Source organism: Streptomyces sp. NPDC001231 (assembly GCF_042896885.1).
Taxonomy (GTDB): domain Bacteria; phylum Actinomycetota; class Actinomycetes; order Streptomycetales; family Streptomycetaceae; genus Streptomyces.
Map to the genome: position 1 here is coordinate 137,335 of NZ_JBIAXS010000008.1, position 12,421 is coordinate 149,755.

At 70.1% G+C, this 12,421-nt stretch carries 10 protein-coding genes; 6 read left to right on the plus strand and 4 right to left on the minus strand.

Annotation, left to right across the window (positions count from 1 at the left end; all coding sequences use genetic code 11):
• The first annotated feature begins 416 nt into the window (after positions 1-416).
• Positions 417-2,954, plus strand: coding sequence for a RelA/SpoT family protein (locus ACFY3J_RS12360; protein WP_384175534.1), 2,538 nt, complete (start codon positions 417-419; stop codon positions 2,952-2,954).
• Positions 2,955-3,085: 131 nt separating this feature from the next.
• Here the strand turns inward: ACFY3J_RS12360 and ACFY3J_RS12365 are convergent, their stop codons facing one another.
• Both ACFY3J_RS12365 and ACFY3J_RS12370 read right to left on the minus strand, forming a co-directional pair.
• Positions 3,086-4,315, minus strand: coding sequence for a DUF349 domain-containing protein (locus tag ACFY3J_RS12365; RefSeq protein ID WP_384175536.1), 1,230 nt, complete (start codon positions 4,313-4,315; stop codon positions 3,086-3,088).
• 146 nt (positions 4,316-4,461) lie between these two features.
• On the minus strand, positions 4,462-5,295 hold the full coding sequence (locus ACFY3J_RS12370; protein ID WP_384175538.1) for a peptidylprolyl isomerase: 834 nt from the start codon (positions 5,293-5,295) through the stop codon (positions 4,462-4,464).
• Positions 5,296-5,463: 168 nt separating this feature from the next.
• On the opposite strand from ACFY3J_RS12370, the gene ACFY3J_RS12375 reads away from it, so the two are divergent.
• Both ACFY3J_RS12375 and hisS read left to right on the plus strand, forming a co-directional pair.
• Positions 5,464-6,177, plus strand: coding sequence for an MBL fold metallo-hydrolase (locus ACFY3J_RS12375; RefSeq protein ID WP_384175540.1), 714 nt, complete (start codon positions 5,464-5,466; stop codon positions 6,175-6,177).
• A gap of 13 nt (positions 6,178-6,190) precedes the next feature.
• The gene (gene hisS, locus ACFY3J_RS12380; protein WP_384175542.1) at positions 6,191-7,453 is read left to right on the plus strand and encodes a histidine--tRNA ligase; all 1,263 of its coding nucleotides are present in this window, start codon (positions 6,191-6,193) and stop codon (positions 7,451-7,453) included.
• Positions 7,454-7,531: 78 nt separating this feature from the next.
• Here the strand turns inward: hisS and ACFY3J_RS12385 are convergent, their stop codons facing one another.
• Positions 7,532-8,377 (minus strand): ABC transporter permease, encoded by an 846-nt coding sequence (locus ACFY3J_RS12385; protein WP_384175544.1) that lies wholly within the window; start codon positions 8,375-8,377, stop codon positions 7,532-7,534.
• Complete coding sequence (locus ACFY3J_RS12390; RefSeq protein WP_390840833.1) at positions 8,377-9,234, minus strand: ABC transporter ATP-binding protein; 858 nt, start codon at positions 9,232-9,234, stop codon at positions 8,377-8,379. The genes ACFY3J_RS12385 and ACFY3J_RS12390 overlap by 1 nt, the downstream gene beginning before the upstream one ends.
• Positions 9,235-9,376: 142 nt before the next feature.
• Between ACFY3J_RS12390 and ACFY3J_RS12395 the strand changes: the two genes are divergently transcribed.
• The 3 genes from ACFY3J_RS12395 to rpsD all read left to right on the plus strand — a co-directional run bounded on the left by ACFY3J_RS12395 (position 9,377) and on the right by rpsD (position 12,408).
• A complete protein-coding gene (locus ACFY3J_RS12395) occupies positions 9,377-10,033 on the plus strand; it encodes a vitamin K epoxide reductase family protein (RefSeq protein ID WP_141362754.1) in 657 nt (218 codons plus the stop codon).
• A gap of 59 nt (positions 10,034-10,092) precedes the next feature.
• Positions 10,093-11,448, plus strand: a complete 1,356-nt coding sequence (locus ACFY3J_RS12400) for a replication-associated recombination protein A (protein ID WP_384175548.1) — start codon at positions 10,093-10,095, stop codon at positions 11,446-11,448.
• Positions 11,449-11,793: 345 nt separating this feature from the next.
• The gene (gene rpsD, locus ACFY3J_RS12405) at positions 11,794-12,408 is read left to right on the plus strand and encodes a 30S ribosomal protein S4 (protein ID WP_384175550.1); all 615 of its coding nucleotides are present in this window, start codon (positions 11,794-11,796) and stop codon (positions 12,406-12,408) included.
• Positions 12,409-12,421 lie beyond the last annotated feature (13 nt).

Here is a 12,421-nt window from a genome sequence, read left to right on the forward strand (position 1 = left end):
CCGGTCTCCCGGCCGCGTGCCCGTCTCGGCACCCCTGTGCCCTTCGGGCTATGCCGGCCGCCTGCTCGACTCCGTGGGTGTGAGGGGCGTCCCGGGCTTCGCCCAACCCCAGGCGCCGGCTCCGCCCCCCGCGCCCCGGTTTCCCGGCCGCCTGGCCGGGAAACCGGGGCGCGGGGAGACCCTGCCCTGGGGGCTCTGCCCAGGTCCCGGCCGGTGGGACTTCGGAATCCCTACACGGGCGGCGTCCGGCTGTGCGGGGGCTTGAAACGGGGGTACCGGAATCTCATGTCCGTCTTGTGTGTTTGTCCCGTAAACGGTCCTTCGATCAGGCTGGAGGGGATCCTGGAGCTCTGGATCGCTACCATGGGGGCTCCGGAGCCTGACCGGGGGACCCGGATCGCGCACGAGGAGTCCTCTTGCCAGACGAGGCCCAGCCACTGACCGCCGCCAAGCCCGAGTCCGCCTCGGCGCCCGCGGCGAAGCCCGCGTCGCACGCGAAGAGCGACACCCGTGGGACGGTCGAGCACGCCCAGTCCGCCCCCGTCGGCAAGTCGACCGAGGCCGCGCGCCCCAAGCCGGCCCCGCCCGAGCGTCCCGCGCCGCCGCCCGTCGTGCGCCCCTCCGTCGGCCAGCCCGGCCGTTCCGGCTCCTCCAACCGCGTCCGTGCCCGCCTCGCCCGTCTCGGCGTGCAGCGCGCCAACCCGTACAACCCGGTGCTGGAGCCGCTGCTGCGGATAGTGCGCAGCAACGATCCGAAGATCGAGAACTCGACCCTGCGCCAGATCGAGCGCGCCTACCAGGTCGCCGAGCGCTGGCACCGCGGTCAGAAGCGCAAGAGCGGCGACCCGTACATCACGCACCCGCTCGCCGTGACCACCATCCTCGCCGAACTCGGCATGGACCCGGCCACGCTGATGGCGGGGCTGCTGCACGACACCGTCGAGGACACCGAGTACGGCCTGGACCAGCTGCGCCGCGACTTCGGCGACACCGTCGCCCTGCTCGTCGACGGCGTCACCAAGCTGGACAAGGTCAAGTTCGGCGAGGCCGCGCAGGCCGAGACCGTACGCAAGATGGTCGTCGCCATGGCCAAGGACCCCCGCGTCCTGGTCATCAAGCTCGCCGACCGCCTGCACAACATGCGCACCATGCGTTACCTCAAGCGCGAGAAGCAGGAGAAGAAGGCCCGCGAGACGCTCGAGATCTACGCCCCGCTCGCCCACCGGCTGGGCATGAACACCATCAAGTGGGAGCTGGAGGACCTCGCCTTCGCGATCCTCTACCCCAAGATGTACGACGAGATCGTCCGCCTCGTCGCCGAACGCGCCCCCAAGCGCGACGAGTACCTGGCGATCGTCACCGACGAGGTCCAGGCCGACCTGCGCGCCGCGCGCATCAAGGCGACCGTCACCGGCCGGCCCAAGCACTACTACAGCGTCTACCAGAAGATGATCGTCCGCGGCCGTGACTTCGCGGAGATCTACGACCTGGTGGGCATCCGCGTCCTTGTCGACACGGTCCGCGACTGCTACGCCGCCCTCGGCACCGTGCACGCGCGATGGAATCCGGTCCCCGGCCGGTTCAAGGACTACATCGCGATGCCCAAGTTCAACATGTACCAGTCGCTGCACACGACGGTCATCGGCCCCAACGGCAAGCCGGTCGAGCTGCAGATCCGCACCTTCGACATGCACCGCCGCGCCGAGTACGGCATCGCCGCGCACTGGAAGTACAAGCAGGAGGCCGTCGCCGGCGCCTCCAAGGTCCGTACCGACGCGCCGAAGCCCGCCGGCAAGGCCGGCAAGGACGCGGGCGCCATCAACGACATGGCGTGGCTGCGGCAGTTGCTGGACTGGCAGAAGGAGACCGAGGACCCCGGCGAGTTCCTGGAGTCGCTGCGCTTCGACCTGTCCCGCAACGAGGTCTTCGTCTTCACGCCCAAGGGCGACGTCATAGCGCTCCCGGCCGGCGCCACCCCGGTGGACTTCGCGTACGCCGTTCACACCGAGGTCGGCCACCGCACCATAGGAGCACGCGTCAACGGCCGGCTCGTTCCGCTGGAGTCGACCCTGGACAACGGCGACCTGGTGGAGGTCTTCACCTCCAAGGCGGCCGGCGCCGGCCCCTCCCGCGACTGGCTCGGCTTCGTCAAGTCCCCGCGCGCCCGCAACAAGATCCGGGCCTGGTTCTCCAAGGAGCGCCGGGACGAGGCGATCGAGCAGGGCAAGGACGCCATCGTCCGCGCGATGCGCAAGCAGAACCTGCCGATCCAGCGCATCCTGACCGGCGACTCACTGGTCACCCTCGCGCACGAGATGCGCTACTCGGACATCTCCGCGCTGTACGCGGCGATCGGCGAGGGTCACGTCTCCGCGCCGAACATCGTGCAGAAACTGGTGCAGGCGCTCGGCGGCGAGGAGGCGGCCACCGAGGAGATCGACGAGAGTGTGCCGCCCTCGCGCGGACGCGGCCGCAAGCGCCGCTCCAGCGCCGACCCTGGTGTCGTCGTCAAGGGCGTCGACGACGTGTGGGTCAAGCTGGCCCGCTGCTGCACTCCGGTCCCTGGCGACCCGATCATCGGCTTCGTCACGCGGGGTAGTGGCGTATCGGTTCACCGCAGTGACTGCGTCAACGTGGAGTCACTGTCGCGTGAGCCGGAGCGGATCCTCGACGTCGAGTGGGCACCCACCCAGTCCTCGGTCTTCCTCGTCGCCATCCAGGTCGAGGCCCTGGACCGCTCCCGTCTGCTCTCGGACGTCACACGCGTCCTGTCCGACCAGCACGTCAACATCCTCTCCGCGGCCGTCCAGACCTCCCGCGACCGCGTCGCCACCTCCCGCTTCACCTTCGAGATGGGCGACCCCAAGCACCTGGGGCACGTCCTGAAGGCCGTACGGGGCGTGGAGGGCGTCTACGACGTCTACCGGGTCACGTCGGCGCGCAGCCGGGCGTAGGCCACCGCACCGGACAAGCCCGGACAGGCGCGGGAAAGAACAAGTACAGAGAACGGCTGAGGGCCCCCGTAGGCGCTACGGGGGCCCTCAGCCGTACGTGGAAGCGTCGCCGGATCCAGGCGGACCGGATTTCAGCCGCCGAACTCCTGGAGGCCCTTCAGGGCCTGGTCCAGGAGCGCCTGGCGGCCCTCGAGCTCCTTCTCGAGCTTGTCGGCCCTGGAGGTGTTGCCCTGGGCGCGAGCCTGCTCGATCTGCCCCCGCAGCTTGTCCACGGCGGCCTGGAGCTGACCGGTCAGACCCTCGGCACGGGCCCGCGCCTCCGGGTTCGTCCGGCGCCACTCGGCCTCCTCGGCCTCCTGGATGGCCCGGTCGACCGTCTGCATCCGACCCTCCACCCGCGGACGGGCGTCGCGCGGCACATGGCCGATGGTCTCCCAGCGCTCGTTGATCGAGCGGAAGGCGGCGCGGGCGGCCTTCAGGTCCGTGATCGGCAGGAGCTTCTCGGCCTCTCCGGCCAGCTCCTCCTTCAGCTTCAGGTTCTCCGCCTGCTCGGCGTCCCGCTCGGCGAACACCGAGCTGCGGGCGGCGAAGAAGACGTCCTGGGCACCGCGGAAGCGGTTCCACAGGTCGTCCTCGTGCTCGCGCTGGGCACGGCCGGCGGCCTTCCACTCCGTCATCAGCTCGCGGTAACGGGCCGAGGTGGGGCCCCAGTCCGTCGAGCCCGACAGTGCCTCGGCCTCGGCGACCAGCCGCTCCTTGGCCTTGCGTGCGTCCTCGCGCTGCGCGTCCAGCTGCGCGAAGTGCGCCTTGCGCCGCTTGGAGAACGCCGACCGGGCGTGCGAGAAGCGGTGCCACAGCTCGTCGTCGGACTTGCGGTCCAGGCGCGGCAGCCCCTTCCAGGTGTCCACCAGCGCCCGCAGCCGCTCCCCGGCCGCCCGCCACTGATCGGAACGGGCCAGCTCCTCGGCCTCCGTGACCAGTGCCTCCTTGGCGTGCCGGGCCTCGTCCGCCTGCCGGGCGCGCTGCGCCTTGCGCTCCTCACGGCGTGCCTCGACCGTCCCGACCAGCTTGTCCAGCCGGGCACGCAGCGCGTCCAGGTCGCCGACCGCGTGGTGCGCGTCGATCTGCTCCCGCAGATGGCCGACGGCGGTCTGGGCGTCCTTGGCCGACAGGTCGGTGGTCTGCACTCGCTTCTCGAGGAGGCCGATCTCGACAACCAGGCCCTCGTACTTGCGCTCGAAGTAGGCCAGCGCCTCCTCAGGGGAGCCGGCCTGCCAGGAACCGACGACCTGCTCGCCATCGGCCGTACGCACGTACACGGTCCCCGTCTCGTCGACGCGGCCCCACGGGTCGCTGCTCACAGCGCCTCCTCCACATGATGCCTGCGGAGGGCCTCGAAGCTCCCCCGGGCATCGTCCACAGTTTCGTCACCGCCAACATAGGCGACCGGCGGGTGGCCTGTCCGCATCCAGCGCGACCGAAATTTCCCAGCCGGTCGTCGCTGCTGTCAGGACTTCGTCACCGTCGCCTTGTTGATCACCACGGTCGCGTTCGGGGCGGTGTTGCCCGTCTCCGGATCGGCAGGCTCCGCGCCGGCGTCGGCGATCTTCTTCAGCACCTTCATACCCGACTCGGAGACGGTGCCGAAAGGCGTGTAGCTGGGCGGAAGAGGACTGTCCTGGTACACCAGGAAGAACTGGCTTCCACCGGTGTGCGCCTGCCCCGTGTTGGCCATCGCCACGGTGCCCGCCGGATAGACGTCGCCCTTCAGGCTTTTGTCCTTGAGGTTCTCGTCGGGAATCGTGTATCCGGGACCGCCCCGGCCCGTACCCTCCGGGTCGCCGCACTGCAGGACGTAGATGCCCTCAGCGGTGAGCCGGTGGCACTTGGTGTGGTCGAAGAAGCCCTTTCCGGCCAGGAAGTCGAAGGAGTTCACGGTGTGCGGCGCCGCGGAGGCCTTCAGGTCCAGGTCTATCCCGCCGCACGTGGTGTCGAGCGTCATCGTGTACTTCGCCGACTTGTCGATGGCCATCGCCGGTTCCTTGGCCCAGCTCAGCTTCTTCACCGAGCCCGCGGCAGGCTTCGCGCACGGGTCCGGCGCCTTGCTGGTGGCCGAGGCGCTGGGGGTGACCTCGGCGCTCGCGTTGGCCTTGTCGTCCTTGTCGTTCTTCAGCACCCCGGTCGTGTACAGCGCGACACTGCCGATCAGGACCACGCCCAGTACGGACGCGATCACGGAGGTGCGTACGCGTGACTTGCGCCGCGCGGCGGTGCGCCGCTGCTGCTGCCGCAAGAACTTCTCCCGGGCGAGCTGACGCCGCCGCTGCTCCTGGCTGACCACCGCGTTCTCTCCTCATGCGTCTCGTGTGTCCACCGGTCACGGGTGCGCCGCCCGAGGCGGCCACCCGCGTGTGCCCGTACCGTATATGGGTTAGCTGAGGATCCGGCAGCGCCGGTAGGCTCTGACAACAGCTGTAGCCGCCCGTAATCGACACAACGAAGGACGATCGTGCTCATTGCCGGGTTCCCCGCCGGGGCCTGGGGGACGAACTGCTACCTCGTCGCCCCCGCCGCCGGTGAGGAGTGCGTGATCATCGACCCCGGCCACCAGGCCGCCCCAGGCGTCGCGGAAGCGGTCAGGAAGCATCGGCTCAAGCCCGTCGCCGTCGTCCTCACCCACGGCCACATCGACCACGTGGCCTCGGTCGTCCCGGTGTGCGGCTCACACGACGTACCGGCCTGGATCCACCCGGCCGACCGGTACATGATGAGCGACCCCGAGAAGGCGCTCGGCCGTTCCATCGGCATGCCGCTCATGGGCGAGCTGACCGTGGGGGAGCCGGACGACGTGAAGGAACTGACCGACGGCGCCGAGCTGAAGCTGGCCGGCCTGGAGTTCTCCGTCGCGCACGCGCCCGGCCATACCAAGGGGTCGGTGACCTTCCGGATGCCCGAGGCCGCGGACATCCCGCCGGTCTTCTTCTCCGGGGATCTGCTGTTCGCCGGCTCCATCGGACGCACCGACCTGCCCGGCGGTGACACGGCCGAGATGCTCGACTCGCTGGCCCGCGTGTGCCTGCCGCTCGACGACTCGACCGTGGTGCTGTCCGGCCACGGCCCCCAGACGACCATCGGCCGGGAGCGCGCCACCAATCCCTATCTGCGGCAGGTGGCCGCCGGCCCGGGAGCGGACCTGGACGACGCTCCCCGACGAGGAATGTGACGAGAGACCTTCCGTGAGCACCTTCAAGGCCCCCAAGGGCACGTACGACCTGATCCCGCCGGACTCCGCGAAGTACCTGGCGGTCCGCGAGGCGATCGCCGCCCCGCTGCGCAACTCCGGCTACGGCTACATCGAGACCCCCGGCTTCGAGAACGTGGAGCTGTTCGCGCGCGGGGTCGGCGAGTCCACCGACATCGTGACCAAGGAGATGTACGCCTTCGAGACCAAGGGCGGCGACAAGCTCGCCCTGCGCCCCGAGGGCACCGCCTCCGTGCTCCGCGCCGCCCTGGAGGCCAACCTCCACAAGGCCGGCAACCTGCCGGTCAAGCTGTGGTACTCCGGCTCCTACTACCGCTACGAGCGCCCCCAGAAGGGCCGTTACCGCCACTTCTCGCAGGTCGGCGCGGAGGCGATCGGAGCGGAGGACCCGGCGCTCGACGCCGAGCTGATCATCCTGGCCGACCAGGCCTACCGTTCGCTGGGCCTGAGCAACTTCCGCATCCTGCTCAACAGCCTGGGCGACAAGGAGTGCCGTCCGGTCTACCGGGCCGCCCTCCAGGACTTCCTGCGCGGCCTGGACCTGGACGAGGACACCCGCACCCGGATCGACATCAACCCCCTGCGCGTCCTGGACGACAAGCGGGAGTCGGTGCAGAAGCAGCTGACGGGCGTCCCGCTCCTGCGCGACTACCTGTGCGACGGCTGCAAGGCGTACCACGAGGAAGTGCGGGCGCTGCTGGAGGCCCAGGGGGTCGCCTTCGAGGACGACGCCAAGCTGGTCCGCGGACTCGACTACTACACCCGCACCACCTTCGAGTTCGTGCACGACGGGCTCGGTTCCCAGTCCGCGGTGGGCGGCGGCGGCCGGTACGACGGCCTGTCCGAGATGATCGGCGGCCCCGCGCTGCCGTCGGTGGGCTGGGCGCTGGGCGTGGACCGTACGGTCCTGGCCCTGGAGGCGGAGGGAGTCGAGCTCCACATCCCTTCGGCCACCAGCGTGTTCGCGGTCCCGCTCGGCGAGGAGGCACGCCGGGTGCTGTTCGCGAAGGTCTCCGAACTGCGCAAGGTGGGCATCGCCGCCGACTTCTCCTACGGCCACAAGGGCCTCAAGGCCGCCATGAAGGCGGCCAACCGGTCCGGTGCCCGCTTCACGCTCGTCGCCGGCGAACGCGACCTCGCCGACGGCGTCGTCCAGCTCAAGGAGATGGAGTCCGGAGAGCAGACGGCGATCGCGGTCAACGAGATCGTCGCGGAACTGGAATCCCGCCTCGGCTGACGCTCCTCACGCAAGGGCGCCGGTGCTCGTCCGGGCACCGGCGCCCTTTGCCGTCCCGGCCGCGGCCGCGTCCCGGACTCAGCCCGACCGCCGGTCCTTCCAGCGGAACGTCAGCAGGCACAGCACCAGTCCGCCGGCGCACCAGGCCGCGAGCACCAGGGCGATCCGCCCGAACTCCCAGCTCCCCGCCTGCTCCAGCACCCGCGCCGAGTCCGGCAGGAACACCCCGCGCAGGCCCTGGCACAGCCACTTCAGCGGGAAGAGGGCGCCGACGTTCAGCATCCAGCCGGGGAGGGCGTCGACCAGGATGTAGACCCCGGAGATGAACTGGAGCACCAGGAACGGCAGCACGACCACCGAGGCGGCGCTCCTCGCCGACCTGGGCACCGAACTGATCGCGATGCCCAGCAGCGCGCACCCGGTCAGGCCGAGCACGAAGATCCACACGAAGTGGAACCACCGGGTCGCGTCCGAGGGCAGCCGGACGCCGTACAGCGTGGTGCCGACGAGCAGCAGGATCGCCGTCTCCAGCACCCCGGTGAAGAGAACCAGCCAGATTTTCCCCAGGAAGTACGCCGTCGGCGGCATCGGCGTGCCGCTCAGCCGGCGCAGCGCCTTCTCGTCCCGTTCGACCGCGATCGATATGCCCAGGGACTGGAAGCTGGTCGACATGATGCCCGAGGCCAGCATCGAGGAGACGTAGAGCTGCGAGGCGGTGACGCCGGTGCCGCTGACGTCGTCGCGGAAGATCGACGCGAACAGGAACAGGAACACCACCGGGAAGGCGAAGGTGAACACCACCTGCTCGCGCTGCCGGAAGAACTGCCTGATCTCCAGGGCGCCCCGGTGCAGCCCGATGTCCCACGCCCCGGGCAGCCGCACGGCCGCCGCCCCGGCGCGCGTCCGTCCGGCGGTCGAGGTCATCACGTGTCCTCCTGCCCGGTCAGCCGGAGATAGACGTCCTCCAGCGTGGGGCGGCCCACCCGCAGGCCCGGTATCTCTCCGTCGAAGCGGCGCATCAGGTCGGCGACGGTCCTGGTGGGGGTCCCGGTGTGCTCGGTGCGCGGGGTGCCGTCGGGGTCCGTCCACTCGACGGTGGCGCCGGTGGCGTGCCGTTCCCGCAGCTCGCGGGAGGTGCCCTCGGCGACGATCCGGCCCCGGGCGACCACCGCCAGCCGGTCCGCGAGGGCCTCCGCCTCCTCCAGGTAGTGCGTGGTCAGCAGGATCGTCGTGCCCTCCTGCGCGAGCGTGCGGATCAGCGCCCAGAACCGGCGCCGGGCCGCCGGGTCGAAACCGGTCGTCGGCTCGTCCAGGAGCAGCAGCTCGGGGCCGCCGATCACCCCGAGGGCCACGTCCAGCCGACGCCGCTGGCCGCCCGACAGCGCCTTGATCCGGCTCCCCGCCTTCGCCTCCAGACCCACCAGGGCGATGACCTCCTCCGGGTCGCGCGGCCGGGGGTAGTACCGGGCGAAGTGCCGCACGGTCTCGCGGACGGTCAACTCGGCGGGCGCCGATTCGTCCTGCCAGACGATTCCGACGCGCGAGCGCCACGCGCGCGTGGCGCTCGCCGGGTCCGCCCCCAGGACCGAGACCTCGCCCGCGTCCCGTGAGCGGTGGCCCTGGATGATCTCCACCGTGGTGCTCTTGCCCGCGCCGTTGGGTCCGAGCAGCCCCAGGACCTCGCCCTTCCTGATCGCCAGGTCCATTCCGTCGACCGCGGTGACGTCCCCGTACCGCTTGCGCAGCCCCCGTACGTCCACCGCGAGTTCGTTTCGCGTCATGGTCCGAGCATCGTCCGGAACCGAACGTTCGGATACGGTCGTGCACACCCCGTGTCACTACCTGACGGTGTTCACACACGCACGTGCGGCACAATGGCCGTGCCCGAAGAAGGTCCAACTCACAAGTGACGGAATCGGCGTGATGAGCAAGACGACAGTCAAACACGTCTCCGCGGAGCCCGAGCCGGAGCGCGCGGTGACCGCGCCGCGGACGGTGGGCGGCAGCCGCGCCTTCGCACTGCTGCTGGTGATCACCGGAGCGGCCGGTCTGCTCGCCGCGTGGATCATCACGATCGACAAGCAGAAGATCCTCGAAGGCAAGCTCAGCGGCAAGACCTTCACCCCGAGCTGCAGCCTCAACCCGATCGTGTCCTGCGGCAGCGTCATGGAGAGCAAGCAGGCCACCGTCTTCGGGTTCCCCAACCCGCTGCTCGGCCTGGTCGCCTACGGCATCGTCATCTGCGTCGGCATGAGCCTGCTCGCCCGCACCACCTTCCCGCGCTGGTACTGGCTGACGTTCAACTTCGGCACGCTCTTCGGCGTCTGCTTCGTCACCTGGCTCCAGTTCCAGTCGCTGTACCGCATCAACGCGCTGTGCCTGTGGTGCTCGCTGGCCTGGGTGGCCACGATCGTCATGTTCTGGTACGTGACCTCCTTCAACATCCGCAACGACTTCCTGCCCGCCCCGCGCCCGGTGAAGAACTTCCTCGCCGAGTTCACCTGGGTGCTGCCGGTCACGCACTGCGGTGTCATCGTCATGCTGATCCTGACCCGCTGGGGCACCAGCCTCTGGGCCTGAGCCGGAGCCGTTGATCACCGTCCGGCCACGTTGTCGGTGGTGTGCCATAGGGTTTCAGCGTGGAGCCCGACCTGTTCACCGCCGCAAGTGAAGAACGCCAGGAGAAGGACCCGGCCGCGAGTCCCCTGGCGGTCCGGATGCGCCCGCGCACCCTCGACGAGGTGGTGGGCCAGCAGCACCTGCTCAAGCCGGGATCGCCGCTGCGCCGGCTGGTCGGCGAGGGCGCGGGCGGCCCTGCGGGACCCTCCTCGGTGATCCTGTGGGGCCCGCCCGGCACCGGCAAGACCACCCTGGCGTACGTGGTCTCCAAGGCCACCAACAAGCGCTTCGTGGAGTTGTCGGCGATCACCGCGGGCGTCAAGGAGGTCCGCGCGGTCATCGACGGCGCCCGCCGAGCCTCCGGCGGGTACGGCAAGGAGACCGTCCTCTTCCTGGACGAGATCCACCGCTTCAGCAAGGCCCAGCAGGACTCCCTGCTCCCGGCGGTCGAGAACCGCTGGGTGACCCTGATCGCGGCCACCACGGAGAACCCGTACTTCTCGGTGATCTCCCCGCTGCTCTCCCGCTCGCTCCTGCTCACCCTCGAACCGCTCACCGACGACGACGTGCGCGGTCTGCTCCACCGCGCGCTCACCGACGAGCGCGGCCTGAGGTCGGCCGTCGGCCTCCCCGAGGACACCGAGAGCCATCTGCTGCGCATCGCCGGCGGCGACGCCCGCCGCGCCCTGACCGCACTGGAGGCCGCCGCCGGGGCCGCACTCGACAAGGGCGAGAGCGAGATCGGCCTGACCACGCTCGAGGAGACCGTCGACCGGGCCGCGGTGAAGTACGACCGCGACGGCGACCAGCACTACGACGTCGCCAGCGCCCTGATCAAGTCCATCCGCGGCTCCGACGTCGACGCCGCCCTGCACTACCTGGCCCGGATGATCGAGGCCGGCGAGGACCCCCGGTTCATCGCCCGCCGCCTGATGATCTCCGCCAGCGAGGACATCGGGCTGGCCGACCCGCACGCGCTGCCCACGGCGGTCGCCGCCGCCCAGGCCGTCGCCATGATCGGCTTCCCCGAGGCCGCCCTGACCCTCAGCCACGCCACCATCGCCCTGGCCCTCGCCCCCAAGTCCAACTCTGCGACCACGGCCATCGGCGCCGCCCTGGACGACGTACGCAAGGGACAGGCCGGACCGGTCCCGCCCCATCTGCGGGACGGGCACTACAAGGGCGCGGCCAAGCTCGGGCACGCGCAGGGGTACGTCTACCCGCACGACCTGCCCGAGGGCATCGCCGCCCAGCAGTACGCGCCGGACGCCCTGAAGGACCGCGAGTACTACGCCCCGGGACGGCACGGCGCCGAGGCGCGGTACGCGGACGCGGTGGAGTGGACCCGCAAGCACCTCGGTCGGAAGCGGTCCTGAGCGCCCTGTAGACTGCCCGCAAGCGCTGAGTTCCGTGTCCGGAACCCCGAAAGGGGAACCGGCGCCACCAGAGCGGGACATTCAGCCGGAACTCCGCCGTTCCAGGACGGCGGGGATCCAGGAGCGTCGCGCACCGTCGAACGGTGTCGCGGGCAGCCCACCACCACCCGGAGCTCCGGGAGCGGTCGGTGGGCCACTCGCGTGCTGCACGTATGTGCCCAGACCAGGGGAGCGGCTGCCCACCAGGCCCGACAGGGCCCCGGCGGGTTTCCCCGGCTGCGGATGCGACCTCCCCTAACCCTGGTGAAGCCGTATTCGCACAGAAAAAAACGAGGTGTTTGGTTCATGGCGAACCAGTCCCGCCCCAAGGTCAAGAAGTCGCGTGCCCTCGGCATCGCGCTGACCCCGAAGGCCGTCAAGTACTTCGAGGCGCGTCCCTACCCGCCGGGTGAGCACGGCCGTGGCCGCAAGCAGAACTCGGACTACAAGGTCCGTCTGCTGGAGAAGCAGCGTCTGCGCGCTCAGTACGACGTCAGCGAGCGTCAGCTCGTCCGCGCCTACGAGCGTGCCGCCAAGACGTCGATGAAGACCGGTGAGGCCCTGGTCATCGACCTCGAGAAGCGTCTTGACGCCCTGGTGCTGCGTTCGGGCATCGCCCGCACGATCTACCAGGCCCGCCAGATGGTCGTCCACGGCCACATCCAGGTCAACGGCAAGAAGGTCGACAAGCCGTCCTTCCAGGTCCGTCCCGACGACGTGGTCCAGGTCCGCGAGCGCAGCCGCGAGAAGACCCTCTTCCAGGTCTCCCGCGAGGGTGGCTTCGCCGCCGACGGCGAGACCCCGCGCTACCTCCAGGTGAACCTCAAGGCCCTGGCGTTCCGCCTGGACCGCGAGCCGAACCGCAAGGAGATCCCGGTGATCTGCGACGAGCAGCTCGTCGTCGAGTACTACGCCCGCTGATCACCGGCAGGCC